This window comes from Brumimicrobium oceani (assembly GCF_003143775.1).
In the GTDB taxonomy this organism is placed as follows: domain Bacteria; phylum Bacteroidota; class Bacteroidia; order Flavobacteriales_D; family Crocinitomicaceae; genus Brumimicrobium; species Brumimicrobium oceani.
The window spans coordinates 24,183-47,770 of record NZ_QFRJ01000008.1; the positions used below are offsets into that span (position 1 = coordinate 24,183).

Here is a 23,588-nt window from a genome sequence, read left to right on the forward strand (position 1 = left end):
TAGGGAATTTTGAGTAGTGAGGCTAGATCAATTGATGATTGCTTTTATCTTGAAACCCCCATTAATTTTTTTTAGCTAGAAATACTCAAAAAAAATATATAATCATAGTTTCTCGGAAAAAGATGGTTCGGAGCACCTCTCCCTTTGGAGGGAGACACAGAGGGAGGATAATACATCAGAAATTAAAATCAAGTGAATTAGAATTTTATAGCAAGTAAAATGAAACTATTTGAAAAAATAACGGATTTCGTGACACAATTAGATGTGTCCACCGTAAACGAAGAAAGAAAACAAATTCTTCAACCACTTATTGACTTCATTCAAATGAAGCAGAATAAAAATGAAGTGATAAACCTCAACTTTATCTGCACGCACAATTCTAGAAGAAGTCATTTAGCTCAAATTTGGGCGCAAACGGCTGGGCATTACTTTAGTGTTCCAAACGTGCTTTGTTATTCTGGAGGAACAGAAGCAACTGCTGTATTTCCTGCTGTGATTGAAACTTTGAAGAATTCTGGATTTAATATTTGCACGATGACTTCCTCGGAAAATCCAAAGTATGCTATAAAATACTCTGAAAGTCAATCTTCAATTATTGGTTTTTCAAAGCGATGGGATGATACTTCAAACCCAAAAGATTCATTTTGTGCCGTGATGACATGCTCTGAGGCAGATGGCGATTGCCCGGTAGTTTTTGGTGCCGAAAAACGTGTTCCAATTCATTATTTAGATCCAAAAGCATTTGATAATTCTCCAGAAAAAATGGAGGAATACAATAAAACAAGTGTACAAATTGCAACCGAAATGAAATATGTATTCGGTCAAATCAAACAAACGAAGTAAGATGAAAAGCATGAGTTTTTTAGACAGAAATCTAACACTATGGATTTTTGTAGCAATGGCAATTGGAGTTGGAATCGGTTATTTCGTACCTACATTTCCAGATTTTGTAAATTCTCTAAGTAGCGGTACAACCAATATTCCTATTGCAATCGGATTAATTGTGATGATGTATCCACCTTTAGCGAAAGTGAATTATAGACTTCTTCCAAAAGTATTTCGGAACACCAAGATTCTTTCTATTTCCCTTTTTTTAAATTGGATTGTCGGACCCATTTTGATGTTCACTCTGGCAATTATATTCTTGAGAGATTATCCAGAATATATGGTCGGAATTATCTTGATTGGACTCGCAAGATGTATTGCAATGGTCATGGTTTGGAACGATCTTGCAGAAGGGAGCAGCGAATATGGTGCTGGATTAGTTGCACTAAACAGCATTTTCCAAGTATTTGCTTACAGCTTTTATGCATGGCTTTTTATTACAATCCTTCCTCCATATTTCGGATTCGAAGGTGCAATTATTGACATTTCAATTGCTACAATCGCTGAAAGTGTTGCCATTTACTTAGGAATTCCATTCTTAATGGGGATTTTAAGTCGACAAATTCTCATCAAGCAAAAAGGAGAGAAGTGGTTTACAGAGAAATTTATTCCTGCAATTTCACCTTTAACTTTGATTGCTTTATTGTTTACAATCGTCATCATGTTTTCCCTCAAAGGAGAACTAATCGTTGAAATACCAATGGATGTTGTGATCATCGCTGTTCCATTATTATTGTATTTTACCTTGATGTTTTTCATTAGCTTTTTCTTCACAAAAGCCATGGGTACTTCCTACGATAAAACCGCTTCCGTGGCATTTACCGCAGCAGGAAATAACTTTGAATTAGCAATAGCAGTTTCCATCGCAGTGTTTGGACTCAATTCAGGTCAAGCTTTCGCAGGAGTTATTGGTCCGCTGGTGGAAGTTCCAGTATTGATATTATTGGTAAAAGTTTCCTTGTGGATGAAGAAGAGGTTTAAAGTAATTCAAGCCTAGGAACTTGGTTTTAGCTATACAATCTATGCGGATCCTCAACTTGTTTTAACTTTTCTTTTTCGCGGTGAACCTTTATGTCAGCAAGCACAGCATAAGTGTGAAAGCTCTGCTTTTTTCTCTGTGAAATAAAATCAAGTGCCGAAGGTGCTCTCTTCGAACCTCTAAGCAGTTTTCCTTTCGTTCTTTCTTCTTATTTCCCTTCTTTTTCTCTGCGAATCTCCGCTCCTCCGCGTAACTCTGCGTAATTTTCTATCTTTACCCCAAAACGAAAACTCCCAAACATGAAACGTCGCGACTTCTTTCGAAACTCCTCTTTAACTGCAGCAGGCTTAGCATTGTCTCCACTGTTATTTTCTTCGGACGATAACACTTCTTTATTGCTCGAAGACCTTAACGATGAAGCCAAAAACATTATCTTTTTAGTGTCCGACGGAATGAGTATCGGAACGTTAACCATGGCGGATATGCATTTGATGTCAACCACAGGAAAACACACGACTTGGATTGAGAATTACAAAAACGGCCGATTCAAAAGAGCCATGATGGACACCGCTTCTGCGGATTCTTTGGTTACAGATTCGGCAGCAGGAGGTTCAGCTTGGGGAGGTGGAGTTCGTGTTCCAAATGGTGCTTTGAACATGGGAGCAAATGGAGAAAAGTACACACCAATTTTACAGAAGTTTAAAAACGAGGGTAAAAAGGTAGGTTGCGTAACAACGGTTCCAATTACTCATGCAACACCAGCTTCTTTTTGTGTGAATAACAAAAGCAGAAGGAATCAACCAGAAATCGCAGAACAATATTTGGACTTAAAATTTGATGTCATGATGGGAGGTGGAGATCAATATTTCTCAGCCGACAAGCGAAAAGATAAAAAGGATGTTTACGGAGGTTTCGCTTCGGCAGGTTATGATGTAGTGAAATCAAAATCTCAGTTGAATGCAGTTTCAAATTCAGAATCTCCACTTTTAGGCGTTTTTTCTGATGATCCTTTGCCATATACAATTGACCAGAAAAATGATAAAGAATTACAAAATACTGTTCCAACTTTAGCCGAAATGACTTCTGTTGCCATCAACAAAATGAAAGATAATTCTCAAGGATTTGTATTGCAAGTCGAAGGAGGAAAAGTGGATTGGGCAGCGCATGCGAATGATGCTCCAGGACTAATTTACGATCAAATCGCATTTGACGAAGCACTAAAAGTTGCTTTAGATTTCGCAATTGAAGACAAGAATACTTTAATAATCGTAACCACAGATCATGGAAATGCGAATCCGGGTTTGTTTAAAGGAAGAAAAGCCGATGAGAATTTTGCGCGCTACCAAACGATGAAGAAAAGTAATACTTGGGTAATGCAAAATCTTCATGCAAACTTAAAACCAAATCAACTGAAAGAATTAATTGAATTTGGTCAGGGTTTTGCCATTTCTGATGATGAGGTGAAAATTATTTTGAATCACGTGGAAGGATTAAACGAGGAAGAACTCCAAGACTACAACAAAATGCCCTATGAGAAATATGGTTTGATTCATAAAAAATACACCAATGTAGGCTTTGGAGATATGAGTCACTCCGCTGATTTTGTAGAATGTGCTGCTTTTGGACCAGGAAGTGAATTGTTAACGCCTTTTATAAAGAATACATTTTTACATAATATGATGTTGAAATCTGTCGGAATTACGTTCCGATAATTATCGGAATACGAATGAGAGAATTACGAACGGCGAAGCCCTCAACGAAGTTAATTGTGTGCTTCCCTAAATAGCGATATGCATTCTGATTAAAAATACTATGGAAAAATCCGTGTTAAATCCGCGTTCGAAGATCAGCGTCATCCGCGTGCCAATAATGCGTGTGGTTTGTTGTGGCTCATGACGGAACGCAGATGACACGGATGCCAGGGCAGCGCGGATAATCACGGATTTATTAGGGTCTTAATTCTATCAACTCTTTTGAGTAAACCAATTGCATATTCTGAATTTTCGCTGTTCATCATTTTCTCACTGTAAACATCAAATATTTCTTTTTGATCCTATTCATTTAATCTCTTTTCCTCCGCTGTCACATTCTTTCTCACTCTGAAATTCCATCCACCGTCCAATGAAAAAGCGGTTGCATTAAAGGCAATTCTCGCCAATTGAGTTCTTTACCATGAATCGTCCAGCCAAGTTCTTTTGATTTAATTTCTAATGTTTTTGAAGCATCAGAATAACTGTATTCTAATTCAATTTCTTCTTCATCATAATTGGTCAAAATGAGTTTGTTTTGTTGAATTTCTAAATGAAAATCCTCCATGGAATCGTCTTCATATTGAAAAATAAAATAGCCTTGTCGGTGAATAAAAAATCTTTTAATATTTAAGTTTTCTAGAATTCCATCGGGTTGACTTTTTAATATTTCATAAGCTCCGTGCATTGAAATTCTTGGCACTTTATCATCGTTATAATTTCCAGTTTGAATATAAGGAAAAAGCGATTCACTGATGATAAACAAAACAATAATTCCTTTTATCGAGAATCGTATAACTTTAGAATTGATAAGATTCTCTTTAGTAAAATAGGGAAGAGAAATCATTTTATTCAAGACAAAAAACTGAATGACGTTTTTTAAAGATGGCACCAATAAAATCAAGGTGATCAACAGTAAAAAAGTAGAAAATAATTTGACCGAAATGTCGAATCCGAGATTAACAAAAAGCACATTGAGTAAAACACCTGAAAGAATAAAAAGTCCAAGAATTCTCGTTTTTTTGAAGAGCAACATGAATGCAGGAATAACTTCTAATAATCCAATAAACACGTTGTAGGAATGTGAAGAACCAATTGTGCTCCAATACAAAATGTCTTTGTCTAACATTCCAAGCGGAGTAAATAAGGTATTGGGTTCTGGAAGATAAAACTGGGCTTTAAAAATCTTATCGAAACCGTATTTCAACATGATTAAAGCGAGATAATAAGCTAAAACCAATTGAAAAACAGTGATGATTTTTTGCTGATTATTCTTCCATAATCTTAAAAATTGTAGAATAGAATTTAGAAATACCGCCAATAAAATCAACACCAGAAACAACATATAAAAGGTCGTAGAATCTGATGATATTTCTGGATTGCTGACTTTAATTCCATCAAAGGAATTAGCTACTTCTAGAATTATATCTTCAAATAAAAATCGAGTTATATCGGATTGAAAACTCCAATTTCTGAATGAAAAAGGAATGAAAACGACTCCTAAAACTCCGAATATTAAGAGGGAAGAATAAAGAAAAGCAATCGATTTTCTCATTCTTGATTACTTTTTAAAACCAATAAATTCAACTTCATTTACCTTATTGGAAAAGTGAATTGGATATTCATTTTTGTGTATAGATTTTATAAATTTTAAGGAATTCTCTCTGTTCAAAAAGCTGTGATTATATAAAGTGTCTCTCTTTAAAGTGTAACTAGATTCATCTAAATCTTCAAAATTTACCCGTCGGGTAGCAAGACAAAAATTTGCAGTTCTGTGTACTAAAATGGTTGTTGAATCATTTATTGAAATTACAGAATCCAACATTACCGTTGGCGGAATATATGGATTCCCAAAATTTGAATTGTTGATTGTAAAAAGATTGTTTTTGTAAGCTTTTGAAAAGGATTTTACTGATCCGCTGTGACTTTTATGTGCGATGATTTTGGTTTGAGATTGCGCTAATAATCCAAAAAATAAAAAGGGAATTAAAATGTATTTCTTCATGATAAAATGTTTTTGTTTTCTCGATGTACATTTCAGAATGGAAATGGTTCATAATCAATTATGAATCGGGGAGCCAATGTGCGGTTAAGTCGCTCGGTGGTGCTCATGACGGAACGCGAATGACACGGATGCGAAGGCAACGCAGATAATCACGGATATTTTTAGCAATGCTATAAAGTAAAATAAATCCGTGTAAATCCGCGTTCGAAGATCAGCGTCATCCGCGTCCCAATACAGCGCAAGGTTTTGCCAGAATACGAACATGCTTAAATTGGAACAATACATTCAATTATGCGATGCGATTGATAATAATAAAAAGGAAGAATTATCAAGACGGCTAATGACAAAAGCGTTATAATTACAAATTCACCGCACTTTCTATCTGTATTCTCGCCATATCAAAGACATTTTTACCTTGTTTTGATAATGCAACAGACAATTCCGTACAGGCAATTACAACTGCATTTTCTTTCGAATATTTAGCAACAATTTGATTAAACTCAAGAAGCATTTCTTCTGTTTCTAAATTTTGATAAACTTGTTTTCTCACATGGTCGATAAAGATGATTTCTTCAATTGATGGGGTCAGTATTTCAATATGGTTTTCTTCTAATTTTGACTTTATATAATCCGATTCCATTGTGAATTTTGTTCCAAATATCATCGCTTTTTTGTGCTGAGATTTTTGAATTTCAGTTAATGTCAAATCAATAGGATGAATGATTTTGATTGCTAATTCTAAGCTGTCTATCGTTTCATGTAAAGTAATATTGGGAACTAAAATAGAACTGACTCCCAAAGCAATTAACTCCTCCAAATAGGTCTTTACAATTTTATCTAACTCGTCGGAAGTATTAGGCAATAAATTATTGATTTCATCAAAATTGGCATTCAACATTTTAAACGGAAAAGTGCTAAATCCACCATGTTTTTTATTGTAAAGCGCATTCAATTCTTTAATGTAAAAAAGAGTAGAATAACTTCCTAATCCTAAAATCCCAAGTTTATTTGACGCCATATTTTAATTGCGATTTAAAATGTAATTAGCGAAATAGTCTTTGCTATCTGTGAGTTTTGAAATAACAGAAAAATTAGTTTTCTCAATTAAATTTTGAATAATTTTATCATTGTATTTTCTTGAAATTTCTGTTGCGATTTTTTCACCTTTTTTAAAATGAAATGTCTTGTCAAGTTTTTCAATATAAACAACTTGCTCAGTTTGACTCACGATAAAACTTTTTGCAATTCCTTCTGATTTCTTGAAATTTGGATAAGCTAAATAGGAACTGTTTGTCCATTCCCATCGTTTTCCCCAATCAAATTTTTCTGATGCAATTTCCCATTCAAATTCATTTGGTAAACGCATGTTTTTCCATTCTGCATAAGCATAGGCTTCGTAATAACTGATGTGCGTTAAAAGAGAATCAGGATTAACTTTTTGCAAACCCGAAAGTGTGAAATGATGCCATTCACCGTCTATTTTTTTCCAGTATAATGGAGAATTAACTTCCTTTTTGGCCTTCCAATGTAATCCTTCTTCTAGCCATAAATTAAAATCTTCATATCCACCTGCTTCTATAAATTCAATGAACTCTCCGTTGGTGACGAGAGATTTACTGATTTCAAAATCGTTGAGATAAACTTTGTGTCGTCCCAATTCATTGTCATAACAGAAATCATCTCCTTGATGTCCAATTTCGTACACTCCTTCTTTAATAGCAGCAAAGCCTGAATCAGTATTTTGACTATTTATAATATTGAAATTAGCATCATAAACGGGATAGAGTGGGTTGCTGGCAAACATGAATTTCAAATCAGTAATCAATAATTCTTGGTGTTGCTCTTCGTGATTAATTCCTAACTCTAACAATTCCAAAACCTTTTCACTTGGATTTTGAGATAAGAATTCAACCATTTGTTCTGTCACATAGTTCCGGTATTCAAAAACCCTTTTTACAGTCGGACGCGTTAAATAGCCACGATTTGCTCTGCTGATTCGTTTCCCGGAATTATTATAATAACTGTTGAAAATAAAATTGAAATGCTCATCAAACAATTGATATTCTTCTTTAAATTGTTTCAAAATAAACTCTTCAAAAAACCATGTTGTATGAGCAATATGCCACTTAGTTGGACTTGTGAATGTTGCAATTTGAGCTACGTAATCTTCCGTTTCTAAGGGTTCGCATAATTTTTCTGTGTGTTTTCTAGTTGCTTTAAATTTGTCTGTGATGTTCATGGTAATTCTGTGTTTTAAGGATCAACTTTCGGTGAATTAGTGCTTTCTATAGCCGTTGGCACATGTCGAGATAAGATGGGATTTACTATTAAATTATCGTTTCCATCTTCTAGTTTTAACTCACTGCTTTATTCAAGATTCTTAAAAGTAACTGAAAATCACCACCTATCAAAGTTCAAAATGGTTAATAAAATAGAAAAGGAGAAATTCTCGCTGCTCTTTTTCATGCTGAAAAATGCTTTAGAAAACGAAATCGAATGGTGGCAGAGAGAGTAAAACTGTTGCTGGTGCTAGAGATGCTGGTTCAAAATCATCAATGTGCTACAGCTAAAGTGCCCAAGCTTACTTTAACATTTTTGTCATCTTCAAATACGGCCCTTGCAGCAAATTCTAGAGTTGCTCCTGTTGTTAAAACATCATCAATGATCATGACATGTTTTACCCCTAGAAGTGCACCTTTTTTCAAGGCGAATTTATCTTTTACATTCTCGTACCTTTCTTCCTTGCTTTTTCGGGTTTGAGATTTATCATGCCTTTTTCTGTACAAAACATCCAAAATAGGAATGCCTAACTCTTCACTAACGCCTTTTGCAATTAATAAACTCTGATTGTAACCTCGCGAAAATTTCTTTTTCGAATGAATGGGAACAGGAAGTAGCACTTCAATATCAGCAAATTTAGGATTGTTTTTTAATTTTCTTGCCAGCATTTTGCCCATGAAGTGAGCTAAATCAACCCCTTCGCTGTATTTTATGTGATGGAGAATCTTTTTTGTTGAGGTTCCTGCTTCATAATAGAGTAAAGCAAAAACATTTTCAATATTCAGCCTGCCCCAAAATACTTGGTCGGCTATTGAATAATCCTCATATTTTTCGAAGTAAGTGTAGTGCAATTCCTCCTCGCACGAGAAACATAAGTGCTCGGTTTTTTGATTTAATTCAGATCCACAAACAACACAAAAGTGTGGGAATATCAAGGAAGTAATTCCTTCAAAATATTGTTTTCCTATTTTTAGAAGTTTGGATTTCATTAGTAAATATGCTTTTAAGTACATATCAAGGTCCGGCTTTTCAGTGCAAGAAAACAAGTTTGAAATGTGTTTAAAGAACTAAAAATAAGAACATTTTATTTAAAAAATAGCTTAAAACTCATGAATTATAAATAAATACCTATCTCATTTCGTCAAAATCCTCTAACAATTCACAATTATCACCTATAAATCATCAATTGTAAAGACAATTCTTTAATTTTGGAAATCAAATTTAAATGAGAAAGAAATGAGCACAACAGACGCGATAAATAAGGGAGATGTAAAATATTCAATCAATGACAAAGGAATTGCAACAGTGGTTTTTAATCACCCGTTGAGTAATTCTTTACCGGGTCGTGTTTTGAAAAAATTAGCAGATACAATTACAGAGTTAGGTGAAAAAGACGAAGCAAAAGTTATCGTATTAAAATCTGAAGGTGATCGTGCTTTTTGTGCTGGAGCGAGTTTTGATGAATTAATTTCAATTAAGGATTTAGAGACGGGAAAGAAATTTTTTATGGGCTTTGCCAACGTGATTAACGCTTGTCGTAAATGTCCTAAATTAATTATCGGTCGCGTGCAAGGAAAAACTGTTGGAGGTGGAGTAGGACTTGCTTCGGCAGTGGATTATTGTTATGCTACAAAGTTTTCATCTGTGAAATTATCAGAATTAGCAATAGGAATTGGACCTTTTGTGGTAGGACCAGCAGTGGCAAGAAAAGTAGGTGTTTCTGCTATGAGTCAGTTGGCTACAAATGCTACAGAATGGCAAACAGCAGATTGGGCAAGAGAGAAAGGATTGTACGCAGAGCTTTTTGATACCGTGGAAGAAATGGATGCTGAAATTGATGTTTTGGCCCATAAATTAGCTTCTTCCAACCCAGAAGCAATGAAATTATTGAAAGGGATTTTCTGGGAAGGAACTGAAAATTGGGATACATTACTACAAGAAAGAGCTGCAATGAGTGGCGAACTTGTGCTTTCAGATTTTACCATCAACGCAATTAATGCATTCAAAAAGAAGTAATCACTAAATGAACGAACAGTTTTTTTTAGAATTGAAAGATAAACTCTTAGATTTTCTTTGGAGCATAGGGCCTACTTTTTTGAAGGCCCTTGTAGCTTTGGTTCTTGGTGTTTTCATTATTAGAATTTTAAAAAAAGTACTGAAGCGTTTTCTAAAAAGAACAAAAACAGAGCTCTCCTTAAAGACATTTGTTGAAAGCTTGACAACTTTCGTGTTGTACGGTGTCCTTTTCGCCACGGTGGGTATTATTTTAGGAATAGAAACAACATCTTTCATTGCTATGTTTGGAGGTGCAGCAATTGCTGTGGGGCTCGCATTGCAAGGAAGTCTGGCGAATTTTGCTGGAGGAGTTTTGATTCTTGCTTTTAAACCTTTTCGTGTGGGAGATCTCATCTACGTAAATAAAACGCTGGGGGTTGTCGAGCAAGTAGATATTCTCTATACCCGCATCAAAACGCACGATGGAAGAATGGTAACAATGCCGAATGGAAACGTTGCCAATAGCGATGTGGATAACCGAACCATGAATAATACACGAAGAGTAGATTTGAATTTTCGTGTTGCTTTAAACGAGGATGTCGATAAAATAAAAGCAATCGTAATGGAGGCTTTGTTAGTCCATCCTGATGTTTTAAAATATCCAGAACCTGATATCTGGTTAGACAATATTGAAGAATACAATTTAAAAATCACCGCACGATCTTGGGTTAAATCAGAAGAATATTGGCCTATGTATTGGATTCAATTGGAGAATGTCAAAAAAGCATTAGACGCTCACGGAATTAAAATTCCTGTTCCAAAGAGAGAAATATCTTATGCAACACCAGCGGAAGAACCAAAACTCTAATTGTTTGTCTATTATATTAAGTTGTTAAGTCATGAGTAAAAAGAAAGCGCTTTGTATGCAATGTAGACAATGGTCATATGACACAAATGTATGCGAGCATTGTGGTTATATTATTAGTCAAGAGAAGAAGGACGAAATTGAGCAGAAGGAATATGATAAATTAAATCCGCCAAAACCACCTTCCAAGTTAAAGAAGGCAATGGAGTATTTGCGCACCTCTAAGAATCCTTTGCTAAAAGTGCTTTACTATATTTTAATGGGGATTTGGATGTTTTATGTGGGGATTGTGATGATTGTAATGTATATCGCCTCGATGGCTGCAGGATAATGAAAACGATTGCTCATCCTCTTTTTATTGTATTGGCATTAATTTATGCCTCATATTACAGCTTAAAACAAACGGACTTAGTGTTTCCAGTTTTAATTTCTAGCTACCTTGCCGATTTACTCAGTATATTTTTGGTGAATACTTTCACACTCTGGTGCATCAGAAAAATCAAAAACAGACCAAGTTTAGAGCTTCCTCCAATCTTGGTACTGTTCAGTGTTGTAATGTTCTCAGTGTTTTTTGAATTTATTCTACCTCAAAAAAGTTCGCTTTACATCTACGATCCTTGGGATATTCTTTGCTACGCAATAAGCGGAGTTGCTTATATATTTTGGCGAAGAAAATAATTGGAAATTATTAATATGAGCAGTATGGACGATTTGCGAATCGTCCATACGTTATTCAAATTACTAAAATTTCAACAATCAATTATTATTTCAACTCTTCAATCAATTCACTCAATCTTTCAATGGTAACGTGATCCATTATTACAATTTTATTCCATTTTGGAGCAGCATGATTATCAGGAACCAATCCATATTTTTTAGCAATCTCGGGCGAAATAAATTCACTTCTAATGGTAATAATGTTTGAAGAAGGGTGACGATAATACTTAATTTTTAGCTTGTCTAGCTGTTCGCACATCCAGGCGGTTCTTTTTTGTAGAATGAAGACTTTTTCCATCCATCCAAAAGGGCCATATTTAGATAAAATCATCCAAACGGCTACTGCATTAGCTCCAGATCGACTACCAATTAGAGTAGAATCTTCTCCTTCAACATAACTAGCTTCTTTAGTATTTGCATATTTTATCAAATTTTTACGAATCACAAAAATACCTGTTCCATAAGGTGCTTGCGCCATTTTGTGAGCATCAAGTGTTACGGATGTGATTTTTGAGTTTCTGAAGTCTAAATGGTGTTCTTTTTGTGCAAAAGGGAAGTAAAAACCGCCATAAGCTCCATCAACATGAATAAAGTAATCAAGACTTTCTTTTTCTAAAACTGTAGCATAGAATTCTGGTTCATCTACAGAGCCAAACATCGTTGTCATCATGTTGGCCACAACAATAAAAGCTTTCACCCCCTTAGCTTTCTGTATATCTACGGCCGCTTGAACGCTTTCCTCCGAAATAAACCGACCATTATCCGAAACTCCTGCGTGTTGAACGGATATGCAGAAAATGTTTCCTGCTTTATCCATAGAGTAATGATTATCGTCGGAAGTTAAAATACAAATCTCCTCGTTTTTTAAACCTTTTACCTGGTTAAAGTAATTGCGATAAATCCAAATGGCTTGCATATTTGCTTCCGTACCACCAGAGGCTACATATCCATCATATTCATCATCCTCACCACTTAAAATGTCGTGAGCGCAAATCTTAATTAAGTCTTTCTCAATTTCTTGAGTACCTGCAAAAAAAGATTCAGAAGCCCCCAAAGTATGACAACCTATATGGTTTGGGTTTTTAATCATTGTGGAAAGAAATGGAGCATCTTTTAAAAATGCAGCATCATGATTAAATACATTCCTGTCTAAATAAGAGGCTGGAAGACCCAAAACATTTTGTTCATCGTAATTCACGTTTTTGGCCAAAGAACTAAATACAATTTCTTTGATTTCCTCTTCTGACTTTTTATCCCAATATTTATACATGATGTTTTCTTATTTTTTTGCAAATTTAAAATAAACTATAGATAGTAGATGAGGAAAGTATATGACCTTAATCAGTATTTTTTGGTCTATATTACAGCAAACGATTTAAAGCTGCTGCCCTCCGTTTAATATCTTAATCAATGATTACACGTAAAGTGCAACTTATCATAATAGTTCAATACTATTCATTACTTCTCAATTCTTACCCGAATATCTACTGCTTTAACGCTGTTTTTGGTCGCTAATAATGGGTTCAAATCTAACTCTAGAATTTCTGGAGCAATGTGAACCAAAGCACCTACACGTACAATAATATCTATAAATCTTTCCTCGTCTAATGGTGGGTTTCCTCGGTAGCCTTCAATAATTGGGTAGCCTTTTAATGAACGAATCATGTTTTTCACCTCGTGTTTTTCCAATGGAGCTAAGGCATAAACCGTGTCATTTAGAAGCTCTAGGAAAATACCTCCAAAACCAAAAATCACCAAGTGACCAAACTCTCCTTGTTTTATAGATCCCACAAATAGCTCTTCCCCCTTTATCATTTCTTGTACTAGAACACTTGTCGCCTTTGGAATTGCCATTAGCTCCTCAAAAGCGGTTTCCATCTCTGCGGGTGAGCTTATATTTAAACGAACTCCCTTAACCTCTGTTTTATGAACAGGACCCACGACTTTCATTACCAATGGGAATTGAATGCTTTTTTGAATTGTCTTTAATTCTTGACTGCTTTTACAAGTGAATTGCTGGGCGATAGGCACTCCTGCTGCTTTCATTAAGTCAGCGGCGTCGTTGGCGTTTAAGAAGCCATTTTTGGATGCGTTTATAATTCCACGAATACTTACAATGTCCATTTTGGGCAGCTCCACATCAAAGTAATCCGATTTGGGCATGGAGTAAACATGGGCTAAGGCATTGCCTAAAACCACCTCGTCTGCAAAATTCACCCTGCCGTTTTTTAAAAAGGATTGAATTTCGTTTTTGGCGTTCATGACTGATGGCAATACTGGATAAATAGGATGCTTGCAGCTTTTCATCTTTTCCTCTAAAACTTCATAAACGTCTTTTACATTAAACAAGCCGGGACTTCCAAAAACAACGACCATTCCATCAATTTGTGGATGTTGATCACAGAAATCAATAATTAGTCCCAATTGCTTGGCATTTCCTGTAGCCAAAAAATCTATGGGATTATCTACGGAAGAGCCAGGGTGTAGTTGTTTTAATAATTCTGCCGTGTCTTTGGCGTCCAACTGTGGAATTTGCATACCTTTTGAAGAAAGTGCGTCGGTAAGCATAACTGCGGATCCTCCGGCGTGGGTAATGATGGCTATGTTTTTTCCTTTTAAAGGTTTGGTTTGGAAAACACTTGCAACGGCAATTAATTCTTCCCTCGAACTGCAATAAACAATTCCTGCTTTTTGGAATAAAGCGCGCACCACTGTGTCAGAAGTAGCTAAAGCTCCTGTGTGTGAAGAGGCGGCTCTTCCTCCGGCTTCAGAGTATCCAGATTTTATGGCGGCGATTTTACATCCCTTTTTGATGAGCGAAGTGGCGTGTTTTAAAAATTTGAAAGGATGTTTAATTTGTTCCAAATAAAGTAGTTTTACTTTTGGACTCGTTTCAGGATCAAAATTTTGATCCATGTGTTCCAATACTTCCTCCACTCCAATATGAGAAGCGTTTCCTATTGAATAAATGTTGGAAAAACGCAAGCCATTTAAAATTGCTGCCTCCATAAAGAACACTGCTGTTGCTCCTGAGCTAGAAATTAACTCGCAACCCTGAGGGTCATATTCCGGGATAGGAGAAGTGAAAACTCCTTTGTAGTTTTCATTGATTACACCAATGCAATTGGGTCCAATCAGTGAAGCATTTGCATTCTCAATGAGAGCTAATAATTCCTTTTCTAACTGAATTCCTTCTTCGCCAGCTTCCGAAAAGCCTGCTGAATAAATTATAAATGCTTTTGTACCCGTTTCAATAAGTTCTTTTATGATTTTCACACACACTTTGGCGGGCACAGCTAAAATGGCTAAATCAACTGTTTCGGTCAAATTTTGAACTTCTTCAACATGAGTTACACCTTGAATGTCGATTGGTTTTTTATTCAGCGCATAAATCTCACCTGTAAATCCACCCTCTAGCAGGTTGAGAATTACTTTACCTCCTGGTTTTTGTTCGTTCATTGATGCGCCAACAACAATAATATTACGCGGTGATATAAGTTGGGAATTAATCATTTTAGTATAAATTTTAGCTTGAATATAAAGTCTGTTTAACCCTTTTCAGCTTTGTAAAATTGTTTGAGGTCAAAAGATAACCGTATTCTTTTTTAGATGAAAATATATTTTTCCGTTCATAAAAAACAAGAGCCTAAATTATGTTTATCTGTTGAATAAAAGATAAAATCATCCAGTTTAAAGCTTTTTACTGAGAAAAATCATTTATTTCGGCTCATTTCGGATTCAAAAGATTACAATTGTCAGTTAATTCACTAATTTTGTCGCACAATTTTAAATGAAAACCTGTTTTAAGGTTATGGCTAAGAATTCAAAAATTAAAGATTACGGACTATTTACCAAATTTAGGTTATCATTTTCTGTGATTATTTCTGCCTTGTCGGGATTTCTATTTGCTGGTGGCGGAACATGGATGGAAGCTTTTTACCTTTTAGTGGGTGGACTTCTTGTAACGGCGGCAAGTAACGGGAGTAATCAAATATGGGAAAAGGAACTCGACAAAAAAATGTTGCGTACCGAAAAACGTCCGCTTCCACGCGGTTCCATGAGTCTTGCAGAAGCCTACACAGTTGTTGTTGTTTCCTTAGCAGTGGGTTCCTGGATGCTATTTCAGCTCAATCTCAACGCCATGATTTTGGGATTAGTCGCCTATGTTTCCTATTCTTTTATCTATACACCACTAAAACAAGTTACACCTTGGGCGGTAATTGTGGGTGCATTTCCTGGTGCAATTCCACCAATGTTGGGAGCTATTGCGGTAACAAATGAATTTTCAGCTATGCCAGGCGCATTGTTTTTTGTTCAATTTGTATGGCAGTTACCTCACTTTTGGGCCATTGCTTGGGTTGCACATGAGGATTATCAGAAAGCTAATTTTTATTTGTTGCCTTCAATGTCGGGGAAATCAAAAACCTCTGCATTTAGAATTGCGCTTTCTGCACTTTTATTAATCCCTTTTTCGCTTTTTCCTTGGGTTCTTGATTTTGTAGGTCCTTTTAGCGTTATGGCGGCTTCAATTTTAGGATTAATTTTCTTCCTGTATGCCTATAAATTGTATTTGACATTAGATGACAAAGACGCTAAAAAATTAATGTTTGCATCATTCATTTATTTACCTTTGATCCAGTTTGTCTATGTCATTGATAAATATTTCTTTTTTACATAGTTCGAATTATACGTTTAAGAAGGAAGAAAATAAATAATAAGTCATGAAAAAGAATTTCGACGATTCATATCCAAGAGAAGTACAAGCGAAAGTTAAAAGAAACTTAGTTTGGATCGTTTGTGTTAGTATTAGTATGATGTTTGCTGGTTTTACATCAGCTTACATTGTATCCATGGGTGGAAGCTTTTGGGTAAAAGTAGACCTACCAACAGCATTTTTTATAAGCACAGCACTCATCGTGTTAAGTAGTATTGTTCTGTTTGGAGCCACAAGAGCAGCCAAGGCGGGAAATGTTTCTCGTGCCAGAATGCTGGTTGTTCTGACGTTGATGTTAGGTATAGGCTTTGGAGTTTTTCAATTTCAAGGATACAAAGCACTGGTTAAGAGTGGAGCGCATTGGGTAACCAATATTATAGTAGATGATGGACGTTACGGAGATTATTTTGAAATCAAGAAAGATGGAGAATATCTAACGGTAGATAATAATCAGTATTACTTTAATGATGAACAGTTGGAAGGTGAGGACAAAAAACGTTTACAAGCTTTTGCAGATCAATTCACAGTTCCAACTTTAAACGATTTAAAGGGTAAAAACATCGACTATGGTGAATTTACACTTTTATACAAAAGTGAGCCGTTAACATTTTTAGATGGAGAATTTATTCGTCCAAATGGAGAAAGATTAGAAGAGCTAGATTTTGGGAGATTAAGAGATTTAGCACAGAATATTAGGGATGATAGAGCAGATTTTTTCATGCAGGGAGAGATGGGGAAAGATTTCAAATTATTCTATAATGGAAATGAGCTCGACTATAAAGAGCGTACCTTAATGTATAAAGGAAAGCCGCTTAGTGCAAACCTTCAGAACAAACTATTACGAGGGAATAAAGATATGAGTACTGCTTATTTCTATGTAATTACTATATTGCACCTTTTACATGTGGTGGCCGGATTAATCATGCTCATTGTGATGTCAGTTCGTTCATACACAGCAGAAAATGCTTATAAAATGGCCATGTCCCTAGGCGCTGGATCTATCTTCTGGCACTTTTTAGGCGTTTTATGGTTATATTTATTACTATTTTTACTTTTTATTCATTAAATTCGCACACAATAAATAATTGAGAGATGGCAGGACACGCTTCAAATGAAATTAATGCTAATGTCGGTTGGGACGGAAATGGTTCCCCGTTTAGCGTAGGTTACGGTAAGTTAATGATGTGGTTTTTTCTTGTTTCGGATGCATTAACATTCGGAGGATTCCTAATCGCTTATGGTTTTACAAGGTACTCTTACGGAGGGGCTTGGCCAATTGGTGAAGAAACTTTTGATGCTTTACCATTTTTACAAGGTAGTTATCCATTGGCCTATGTGGCGTTGATGACTTTTATATTAATTATTAGTTCGGTAACTATGGTGCTTGCAGTTGAAGCAGGTCACAGAATGGACAGAAAAGGAGTAACGAAATGGATGCTTGCAACTGTTTTAGGTGGACTTATTTTCGTTGGTTCTCAAGCTTGGGAATGGTCACACTTCATTCACGGAACAAAATTCGGTAGAGTAGAGTTGAGCGATGGTTCCATTGCCACAGCTAAGGGTGATTTTGGTAAAATTCAAAGTTTCGAAATTGTGAAGCCTGGTGCTCATTATGCTGGAATTGGAGAATTAATCACCAACGATAACATCACTAAGGAAGACGGAGATTTAATGCACGCATTTCAGCATGCTGCAGCAAAAAGAAACTTGTCTGGAACTGCAGGTGCAATGCTGATTACCTTGCACGATGGAACTGTGGCTAAAGTAAATAAGGAAGCAGACAAAAATTTAGAGCTAATCGTTAAAGTAGCTGGAAATAACCATGCAGTTTCTGTTGCAGCAGACGAGAGTACACGCATTAATGAAGAAGAAGGTTCCGTTGCACTTTATTACGAGGCACTTTCCAAAGGGAATGTTGTTTATGGAGCTAACCTTGATGAAAATGAATATGGGCCACAAACTTATGGTCACTTCTTTTTCTTCGTAACAGGGTTCCACGGTTTCCACGTTACCATAGGGATTATTCTTAATATCGTTATCTTTATTAACGTATTAAAAGGTACTTACCACAGAAGAGGTCATTATGAAATGGTCGAAAAAGGTGGACTTTATTGGCACTTTGTCGATTTAGTTTGGGTGTTTGTATTTACATTCTTCTACTTAATTTGATATAACTTTTATTGTATCAACAGTTATTCACTTGTATATATTATAAAATGGAACAAAGAGACGACATTATAGAATATTCTTTATATAACCATCACTCAGAAGAGGAAGGGAAGAAATTAAGAAAAAAGATTTGGAAAGTTACACTTATTCTTTCAGTTGTTACTGCTGTAGAAGTACTCTTGGGTGCTCTAGTAAAACAAGGTAGTGATATGTGGCTGACAGTAAAAGTTCTTTTCATTGTATTGACAGTTTTAAAAGCAGCCTACATCGTAATGACCTTTATGCACTTAGGTGACGAAAAAAAGGCCTTGAAATGGATTGTACTTCTGCCTTACCTTATTTTTATGGCTTACCTTATTTTTATAGGGTTAACTGAAGGTGCTGCAGTTGCTGCAAAAATGTAGTTACTCCCATAAAAACATATTGTTTTGACAAATAAAAAAAAGAGAGGCGGTTTTTTTAAGCCGCTTCTTATGATGGTAGTGGTTTTTGGTCCGGCGGTAATCCTAATCACGATTACAATGGGGAAGTGTGAACACAATTTCCAAACATTGCCGGTTTATTCCGAAATGCCAGACTATGAGTTTATTGGCGCTAATGGTGAAGTGGTCAACAACAAAACGCAAGAAGGAAAAGTTACATTGTTTACTACTCTTCAAACCACTTGTCCTCAAAACTGTGCGATTGATATTTTTAAATTCAATCTTCAGATATATCAAGATTACAGAAAAAACCAAAAGAGTCTGGGCCATGTGAAAATCGTTTCTGTGGTTACCGATGAAAATGGTAACCCCGTGGACAATATAGACGAGTTACTTTACACCATGAATGATATGATTGAAGGTTACGATTCAACAATCTGGAATCTTGTAACAGGCGATCCTAAGCAAATCTATGACATCGAAAACAATGGTGTTAATCTATACTCTACAACTTCTGATAGTACTTTTGCAGGAAAGTCTTTCCTTGAAACAATGTTGATTGTAGATAAACAAAACCAATTACGACTTGTTAGAAGAGGAAATCAAGAAGGATTAATTCGAGATTTTAAGCAACACGTTGCACTTTTACAGAAGCAGTATGATAAAGATGCCAGAAATTCAAACGAGGAAAAGTAGAAATTTAATTTTTACTACACTTTTCTTGTTCTCCCTATTTACAGCCTGTTCAAACGACAAAGCAGGACAAAACTCAGTAAATCTCCCCTATATTGGACATCATGATGTGGTCTATGAGGCTGTAGAAGGCTATGAAATTGGAGATACAATTTTCCACAAAGTTCCAAAATGGGAATACCTAACCCAAGATTCTACGGTCTTAAGTTCGCAGGACATCGATAACAAAGTTTGGATAGTGGATTTCTTTTTTAGTTATTGCCCAACTATTTGTCCACCTATGACCAAAGCTATGCGTGGAATAAGTGATAGCTTATCAGACTACAGTGAAGACTTTAATATTCTTTCGTTTTCTATAGATCCAGACAGAGATACTCCGGCAAGGTTGCGTTTATATAGAAAAAGGCATGAGGTTACTTCAGAAAATTGGTTTTTCTTAACCGGAGACGAGGAGGAAACTCATACATTGGGGATTGAAGGTTTTCAAATTCACGCCAATGCCGATGAGCAAGCGCCAGGTGGTTTTGCTCACAGCTCTAACTTTGTTTTGATAGATAAAAACCAACATATCCGTGGAGTTTATGATGGCTTAGAGCCAGAGAGTAGAGAACAACTTATTATTGACGCTAAAAAATTACTAAATGCAAACTAAAGAGAGAACACCTGCGCAAATCAAATCCTTTAAGAAATTGATTTTGGCCCTTTCAATTATTATTCCTTTGGCAGTTGCCTTACTTTTTGAAATTAAGATAAAGCCAGAAGGAATGGATTTTTCTTTTTTGCCTTCGGTTTATGCAACTATTAATGGAATTACGGCGGTTTTGTTGGTGAGTGCATTACTAGCTGTTACCAACAAGAAGTATAAGTTGCACGAAAATTTAATGAAAACATCCCTTGGTTTTTCTTTATTGTTTTTAGTGCTTTATATCATTTATCACATTACGTCGGATAGTACGAGCTACGGAGGACAATTTCCAATTATCTATTACACAATTTTAATTTCCCACATAGTACTGAGTGTAGGAGTAGTTCCCTTGGTGCTTTTCACTTATTTCTATGCATGGCAAGGTGATTTTGTAAAACATAAAAAATGGACGCGTTTCTCCTTTCCAATCTGGCTGTATGTTGCCGTAACTGGTGTTGTGGTTTATATCATGATTTCGCCTTTTTATGGTTTGGAAGGGTAGTTATTCTGGTTCCTTCGGCAATCTATCTAAATTTTTTACGTAGCGCTCAAGATTAAAGGTATTCTTGTTTTTTATTACATCGTAAAATTCTAAGCTTAAACAGTGGGCGATCATGTTTTTAGCATTAAAATCATCATAACCTTCCTTCTTTAGCCTTTCCAAAGTTTTTTTTGTTTGAGGTGGGTCATTTTGACGGATCTGATTCTCAATTGTATCAAAGATTGCATTTTTCATGTATTCATTCTCTTCCATATTCTTTGTTGTTTTAGGGAGTTTATGTCTATATCGGAAATTAATTTGATTTTTTATCTACACAGTACTTAAACATCCTGCATCTTTCCTACTTGTTTCAATAACGCTTTTTTGGGGAGTAATGGAATTAGCTTAAACATTAGTTTTTGTCCTAAACTTAAACCTCCCAAAACATCCAACTGTCCTTTAAGCATCCCATTGTATCCGTCTTCGGCTACTTTCCTAGCACTCACGGGGTTGTTGAACATTTGTGTTTTATCCATCCCTGAAAGCTTTCCAAACTCAGAAGCGGTAGGGCCGGGCATTAAATTAGAAATGGTGATGTTTGTTTCTTTTAATTCCTCTGCAATTGCATTACTAAAAGAGGTGACATAAGCTTTTGTTGCATAATAAACCGCTTGATAAGGACCGGCCATAAGACTAGCGGTGGAGGAAACGTTGAGAATCTTTCCCTTATTCTTTTGGATAAAATCTTGTAAGAAGTGATGTGTTAATGCCGTTAAAGAAGTAATGTTTAAATTAATCATGGCGATGTCATTTGCCAAATCTCGCTGGTTGAATTGGCCTAATCCACCAAATCCTGCATTATTGATTAGATAATCTACCTGTTTCCCTATACTTTTTACTTCATCGTAAACTTCTTGGGCTGCGCTAGCACTATCTAAATCTTTTTGGATGACCATTACGCTGATTTTATGTTTTGTCTCCAGTTCTTTTTTAAGCTCGTTTAATTTATCGATGCTTCTGGCGACAACGATTAAATCTCCTCCTTTCTCTGCATGTATATGGGCAAATTCTTTTCCTATTCCGCTGCTCGCTCCTGTTATTAGTGCAGTTTTTTTCTGTGACATTATTCCTTCTTTTTAATAAAATAATAGGAAACCATCTATGGAATTCCTAATCATCTACAATAGTTCTTTATTAGTAATCAATGTTTTATGCTTACACTTATTGGTTTACGTAAAAGGCATAAATTACTCCTGGTACCCACCCTACCAATGTAAGGAGAAGGCTAATTAAAAACTTTCCACTTAATCCATGGTTTAAAAATACCGCCAATGGTGGCAGCAATACACTCAAAATTATCATAAGTAAAGACATAATAGTTGTTTTTGGTTTAAGCACCTGCAAATAAGAAAAAAATCCAAATGGCGCTGTGCTTAGGTTATTTCTGTAAATGTTGTTTTCAAGATTTTGTGAGTGATCATAAATTTATAGTCTCCCGTCTTTATTGGTGTTTGCTAGAATAACTGTGTGTGTTGCTCATGATGAGTCGAATTCTAGTGAGGTTAATATTTCTAAAATCTTAACATTATCAGAAATGAATCAATAAAATTTTGATATTTTGAAGTAATTATTGAGCAATTTATTTTCAAACGCAATTATTATGGCCAAACAAATTATCCAGAATCAAGCAACGGTATCTACTATTGAACAATCATTTTTAGAATTCTTTAATCGGTTTATCCACTCGCTACCTGGGGTTGGATTAGGACTCCTAATCATAATTTTGGGCGTATTAATAGCAACGGTAATTGGAAATTTTGCTACAAAACGGATTTCTAAAAGAACGCAAGACCCTTTGATGAGTAAGTTCCTGGGAAAAGCAATTAAAATAACTTTTGTTTTAATTGCGACTATGATTGGACTGCAAGCTGCTGGTTTAGGATATATCGCCTCAGGAATTTTAACCGCAGCAGGAGCAAGTGCATTGGTTCTAGGATTTGCATTTAGAGATATTGGAGAAAACTTTATTGCAGGTGTAATTCTAGCTTTTAGCCGACCGTATGATGTAGATGACACGGTGCAAATAGGAGAAAACTTTGGAAAAATAAAATCATTAGAATTTCGCTATACAAAAATAAAAACCTTCGATGGTAAAGATGTTTACATTCCAAATAGTGATGTGTTAACAAAGCCAGTGACTAATTTCACTGAAGATGGTTTTTATCGTTGGGATTTTATTGTAGGAATAGCTTATGAGAATAATATTAACGAAGCCAAAAACGTAATTTTAAAGGCGCTTAGAGCAGAACCCAATGTCATGGAAGATGAAGAACATGAAAACTTTGTTACTGAAGACGAATTAGCTACAAGTACCGTAAATCTGAAAGTGTATTTTTGGGTAGATACTAAAGACTTCAGGAAAAGCGCCATTATAACAAAAGGTAACGTGGTGCGAAATGTGAAAGAAGCACTTGAGAATGCAGGATTCTATATGCCGGCAGATATTCAAGAAGTTAAATTGTATGGTGCCGAAAAAGACTTTAAAATTCGTTTTGCTAAAGACGATGATGAAGAGGTGGATAAAATTGAAGATTAAATGCCTATCCGATACTTTACCAGTAAATATGTCTAAGCCAACCATAATTTGATTCAGCGGTAAACTAACAAGATCCTTCGCAAATTTCTATTTCCAACCAGTTGAAAAAAGAAATCCGCTTCAGGATGACATTAAGCTAGGGTCATATTTTAAGTGAGAGGGGAAAAGCAAAAGCGCTAGAGCGCCTACAACTGTCATCCTGATCAGGGTTGAAAATTAAGATTTTTAACCCTGGAAGGATCTGGCCTGATTAATAGAGAGTACTTTTTATTGTAGTATATTAAATAGCTGGTAAAGTTACCGATAAGCATTAAAGATTAAACAAATTCCTGATCTATCTGTTCTATTCCCAAA

General features: G+C 35.6%; 25 protein-coding genes. 15 read left to right on the forward strand and 10 right to left on the reverse strand.

Translation table 11 applies throughout. The features are described 5' to 3' along the window. Positions 1 to 219 precede the first annotated feature (219 nt). The 3 genes from DIT68_RS10640 to DIT68_RS10650 all read left to right on the forward strand — a co-directional run bounded on the left by DIT68_RS10640 (position 220) and on the right by DIT68_RS10650 (position 3,576). The gene (locus tag DIT68_RS10640) at positions 220 to 843 is read left to right on the forward strand and encodes a low molecular weight phosphatase family protein (protein ID WP_109359788.1); all 624 of its coding nucleotides are present in this window, start codon (positions 220 to 222) and stop codon (positions 841 to 843) included. 1 nt (position 844) lies between these two features. Then, complete coding sequence (gene arsB, locus DIT68_RS10645) at positions 845 to 1,882, forward strand: ACR3 family arsenite efflux transporter (RefSeq protein ID WP_109359789.1); 1,038 nt, start codon at positions 845 to 847, stop codon at positions 1,880 to 1,882. A gap of 281 nt (positions 1,883 to 2,163) precedes the next feature. Beyond that, on the forward strand, positions 2,164 to 3,576 hold the full coding sequence (locus DIT68_RS10650; protein WP_109359790.1) for an alkaline phosphatase: 1,413 nt from the start codon (positions 2,164 to 2,166) through the stop codon (positions 3,574 to 3,576). A gap of 382 nt (positions 3,577 to 3,958) precedes the next feature. On the opposite strand, the gene DIT68_RS10655 is transcribed toward DIT68_RS10650, so the two are convergent. The 5 genes from DIT68_RS10655 to DIT68_RS10680 form a co-directional block, all read right to left on the reverse strand. Next, positions 3,959 to 5,167, reverse strand: coding sequence for a hypothetical protein (locus DIT68_RS10655; protein WP_109359791.1), 1,209 nt, complete (start codon positions 5,165 to 5,167; stop codon positions 3,959 to 3,961). 6 nt (positions 5,168 to 5,173) lie between these two features. Further along, positions 5,174 to 5,617, reverse strand: a complete 444-nt coding sequence (locus tag DIT68_RS10660; RefSeq protein ID WP_109359792.1) for a hypothetical protein — start codon at positions 5,615 to 5,617, stop codon at positions 5,174 to 5,176. 358 nt (positions 5,618 to 5,975) lie between these two features. Next, positions 5,976 to 6,635, reverse strand: coding sequence for an aspartate/glutamate racemase family protein (locus DIT68_RS10665; protein ID WP_109359793.1), 660 nt, complete (start codon positions 6,633 to 6,635; stop codon positions 5,976 to 5,978). Between the two features lie 3 nt (positions 6,636 to 6,638). Beyond that, entirely contained in the window at positions 6,639 to 7,856 is a 1,218-nt protein-coding gene (gene egtB, locus DIT68_RS10670; protein ID WP_109359794.1) for an ergothioneine biosynthesis protein EgtB, read from the reverse strand. Positions 7,857 to 8,169: 313 nt separating this feature from the next. Next, entirely contained in the window at positions 8,170 to 8,886 is a 717-nt protein-coding gene (locus DIT68_RS10680; protein WP_158276166.1) for a ComF family protein, read from the reverse strand. Between the two features lie 247 nt (positions 8,887 to 9,133). On the opposite strand from DIT68_RS10680, the gene DIT68_RS10685 reads away from it, so the two are divergent. Genes DIT68_RS10685 through DIT68_RS10700 form a run of 4 tightly spaced genes read left to right on the forward strand, consistent with a single transcriptional unit; the run spans position 9,134 to position 11,435 of the window. Continuing rightward, positions 9,134 to 9,913 (forward strand): enoyl-CoA hydratase/isomerase family protein, encoded by a 780-nt coding sequence (locus DIT68_RS10685; RefSeq protein WP_109359797.1) that lies wholly within the window; start codon positions 9,134 to 9,136, stop codon positions 9,911 to 9,913. 7 nt (positions 9,914 to 9,920) lie between these two features. After that, on the forward strand, positions 9,921 to 10,760 hold the full coding sequence (locus DIT68_RS10690) for a mechanosensitive ion channel family protein (protein ID WP_109359798.1): 840 nt from the start codon (positions 9,921 to 9,923) through the stop codon (positions 10,758 to 10,760). Positions 10,761 to 10,791: 31 nt separating this feature from the next. Then, positions 10,792 to 11,088, forward strand: coding sequence for a hypothetical protein (locus tag DIT68_RS10695; protein WP_109359799.1), 297 nt, complete (start codon positions 10,792 to 10,794; stop codon positions 11,086 to 11,088). Continuing rightward, positions 11,088 to 11,435, forward strand: a complete 348-nt coding sequence (locus DIT68_RS10700; RefSeq protein ID WP_109359800.1) for a hypothetical protein — start codon at positions 11,088 to 11,090, stop codon at positions 11,433 to 11,435. Before DIT68_RS10695 ends, DIT68_RS10700 begins: the two co-directional genes overlap by 1 nt. An 85-nt stretch (positions 11,436 to 11,520) precedes the next feature. Here the strand turns inward: DIT68_RS10700 and DIT68_RS10705 are convergent, their stop codons facing one another. After that, complete coding sequence (locus tag DIT68_RS10705; RefSeq protein WP_109359801.1) at positions 11,521 to 12,744, reverse strand: pyridoxal-dependent decarboxylase; 1,224 nt, start codon at positions 12,742 to 12,744, stop codon at positions 11,521 to 11,523. 188 nt (positions 12,745 to 12,932) lie between these two features. Further along, the gene (locus tag DIT68_RS10710) at positions 12,933 to 14,987 is read right to left on the reverse strand and encodes an acetate--CoA ligase family protein (RefSeq protein ID WP_109359802.1); all 2,055 of its coding nucleotides are present in this window, start codon (positions 14,985 to 14,987) and stop codon (positions 12,933 to 12,935) included. A 298-nt stretch (positions 14,988 to 15,285) separates the two neighbouring features. On the opposite strand from DIT68_RS10710, the gene cyoE reads away from it, so the two are divergent. From cyoE to DIT68_RS10745, 7 genes are all read left to right on the forward strand, one after another. Beyond that, a complete protein-coding gene (gene cyoE, locus DIT68_RS10715) occupies positions 15,286 to 16,152 on the forward strand; it encodes a heme o synthase (protein ID WP_158276167.1) in 867 nt (288 codons plus the stop codon). Positions 16,153 to 16,195: 43 nt separating this feature from the next. After that, entirely contained in the window at positions 16,196 to 17,254 is a 1,059-nt protein-coding gene (locus DIT68_RS10720; RefSeq protein WP_109359804.1) for a cytochrome c oxidase subunit 3, read from the forward strand. 26 nt (positions 17,255 to 17,280) lie between these two features. Beyond that, the gene (locus DIT68_RS10725) at positions 17,281 to 18,357 is read left to right on the forward strand and encodes a cytochrome c oxidase subunit 3 (protein WP_233244186.1); all 1,077 of its coding nucleotides are present in this window, start codon (positions 17,281 to 17,283) and stop codon (positions 18,355 to 18,357) included. A gap of 47 nt (positions 18,358 to 18,404) precedes the next feature. Continuing rightward, the gene (locus DIT68_RS10730) at positions 18,405 to 18,761 is read left to right on the forward strand and encodes a cytochrome C oxidase subunit IV family protein (RefSeq protein WP_109359805.1); all 357 of its coding nucleotides are present in this window, start codon (positions 18,405 to 18,407) and stop codon (positions 18,759 to 18,761) included. 69 nt (positions 18,762 to 18,830) lie between these two features. Continuing rightward, positions 18,831 to 19,475, forward strand: coding sequence for an SCO family protein (locus DIT68_RS10735; RefSeq protein ID WP_146194191.1), 645 nt, complete (start codon positions 18,831 to 18,833; stop codon positions 19,473 to 19,475). Beyond that, entirely contained in the window at positions 19,438 to 20,124 is a 687-nt protein-coding gene (locus DIT68_RS10740) for an SCO family protein (RefSeq protein WP_109359807.1), read from the forward strand. The genes DIT68_RS10735 and DIT68_RS10740 overlap by 38 nt, the downstream gene beginning before the upstream one ends. Beyond that, positions 20,114 to 20,659, forward strand: a complete 546-nt coding sequence (locus tag DIT68_RS10745; protein WP_109359808.1) for a DUF420 domain-containing protein — start codon at positions 20,114 to 20,116, stop codon at positions 20,657 to 20,659. The genes DIT68_RS10740 and DIT68_RS10745 overlap by 11 nt, the downstream gene beginning before the upstream one ends. Here DIT68_RS10745 and DIT68_RS10750 read toward each other — a convergent pair whose 3' ends face one another. From DIT68_RS10750 to DIT68_RS10760, 3 genes are all read right to left on the reverse strand, one after another. Then, positions 20,660 to 20,911: a DUF1841 family protein gene (locus tag DIT68_RS10750; RefSeq protein ID WP_109359809.1), complete on the reverse strand. Its 252-nt coding sequence runs from the start codon at positions 20,909 to 20,911 to the stop codon at positions 20,660 to 20,662. A gap of 68 nt (positions 20,912 to 20,979) precedes the next feature. After that, positions 20,980 to 21,762: an SDR family NAD(P)-dependent oxidoreductase gene (locus DIT68_RS10755; protein WP_109359810.1), complete on the reverse strand. Its 783-nt coding sequence runs from the start codon at positions 21,760 to 21,762 to the stop codon at positions 20,980 to 20,982. Between the two features lie 97 nt (positions 21,763 to 21,859). Next, on the reverse strand, positions 21,860 to 22,012 hold the full coding sequence (locus tag DIT68_RS10760) for a YqaE/Pmp3 family membrane protein (protein ID WP_109359811.1): 153 nt from the start codon (positions 22,010 to 22,012) through the stop codon (positions 21,860 to 21,862). Between the two features lie 286 nt (positions 22,013 to 22,298). On the opposite strand from DIT68_RS10760, the gene DIT68_RS10765 reads away from it, so the two are divergent. Further along, a complete protein-coding gene (locus DIT68_RS10765; RefSeq protein ID WP_109359812.1) occupies positions 22,299 to 23,234 on the forward strand; it encodes a mechanosensitive ion channel family protein in 936 nt (311 codons plus the stop codon). Positions 23,235 to 23,588: the final 354 nt, after the last annotated feature.

Coding starts and splice junctions, on each gene's coding strand:
- DIT68_RS10640 (WP_109359788.1), top strand. CDS start 220: ATGAAACTATTTGAAAAAATAACGGATTTCGTGACACAATTAGATGTG.
- arsB (WP_109359789.1), top strand. CDS start 845: ATGAAAAGCATGAGTTTTTTAGACAGAAATCTAACACTATGGATTTTT.
- DIT68_RS10650 (WP_109359790.1), top strand. CDS start 2,164: ATGAAACGTCGCGACTTCTTTCGAAACTCCTCTTTAACTGCAGCAGGC.
- DIT68_RS10655 (WP_109359791.1), bottom strand. CDS start 5,167: ATGAGAAAATCGATTGCTTTTCTTTATTCTTCCCTCTTAATATTCGGA.
- DIT68_RS10660 (WP_109359792.1), bottom strand. CDS start 5,617: ATGAAGAAATACATTTTAATTCCCTTTTTATTTTTTGGATTATTAGCG.
- DIT68_RS10665 (WP_109359793.1), bottom strand. CDS start 6,635: ATGGCGTCAAATAAACTTGGGATTTTAGGATTAGGAAGTTATTCTACT.
- egtB (WP_109359794.1), bottom strand. CDS start 7,856: ATGAACATCACAGACAAATTTAAAGCAACTAGAAAACACACAGAAAAA.
- DIT68_RS10680 (WP_158276166.1), bottom strand. CDS start 8,886: ATGAAATCCAAACTTCTAAAAATAGGAAAACAATATTTTGAAGGAATT.
- DIT68_RS10685 (WP_109359797.1), top strand. CDS start 9,134: ATGAGCACAACAGACGCGATAAATAAGGGAGATGTAAAATATTCAATC.
- DIT68_RS10690 (WP_109359798.1), top strand. CDS start 9,921: ATGAACGAACAGTTTTTTTTAGAATTGAAAGATAAACTCTTAGATTTT.
- DIT68_RS10695 (WP_109359799.1), top strand. CDS start 10,792: ATGAGTAAAAAGAAAGCGCTTTGTATGCAATGTAGACAATGGTCATAT.
- DIT68_RS10700 (WP_109359800.1), top strand. CDS start 11,088: ATGAAAACGATTGCTCATCCTCTTTTTATTGTATTGGCATTAATTTAT.
- DIT68_RS10705 (WP_109359801.1), bottom strand. CDS start 12,744: ATGTATAAATATTGGGATAAAAAGTCAGAAGAGGAAATCAAAGAAATT.
- DIT68_RS10710 (WP_109359802.1), bottom strand. CDS start 14,987: ATGATTAATTCCCAACTTATATCACCGCGTAATATTATTGTTGTTGGC.
- cyoE (WP_158276167.1), top strand. CDS start 15,286: ATGGCTAAGAATTCAAAAATTAAAGATTACGGACTATTTACCAAATTT.
- DIT68_RS10720 (WP_109359804.1), top strand. CDS start 16,196: ATGAAAAAGAATTTCGACGATTCATATCCAAGAGAAGTACAAGCGAAA.
- DIT68_RS10725 (WP_233244186.1), top strand. CDS start 17,281: ATGGCAGGACACGCTTCAAATGAAATTAATGCTAATGTCGGTTGGGAC.
- DIT68_RS10730 (WP_109359805.1), top strand. CDS start 18,405: ATGGAACAAAGAGACGACATTATAGAATATTCTTTATATAACCATCAC.
- DIT68_RS10735 (WP_146194191.1), top strand. CDS start 18,831: ATGATGGTAGTGGTTTTTGGTCCGGCGGTAATCCTAATCACGATTACA.
- DIT68_RS10740 (WP_109359807.1), top strand. CDS start 19,438: ATGATAAAGATGCCAGAAATTCAAACGAGGAAAAGTAGAAATTTAATT.
- DIT68_RS10745 (WP_109359808.1), top strand. CDS start 20,114: ATGCAAACTAAAGAGAGAACACCTGCGCAAATCAAATCCTTTAAGAAA.
- DIT68_RS10750 (WP_109359809.1), bottom strand. CDS start 20,911: ATGGAAGAGAATGAATACATGAAAAATGCAATCTTTGATACAATTGAG.
- DIT68_RS10755 (WP_109359810.1), bottom strand. CDS start 21,762: ATGTCACAGAAAAAAACTGCACTAATAACAGGAGCGAGCAGCGGAATA.
- DIT68_RS10760 (WP_109359811.1), bottom strand. CDS start 22,012: ATGTCTTTACTTATGATAATTTTGAGTGTATTGCTGCCACCATTGGCG.
- DIT68_RS10765 (WP_109359812.1), top strand. CDS start 22,299: ATGGCCAAACAAATTATCCAGAATCAAGCAACGGTATCTACTATTGAA.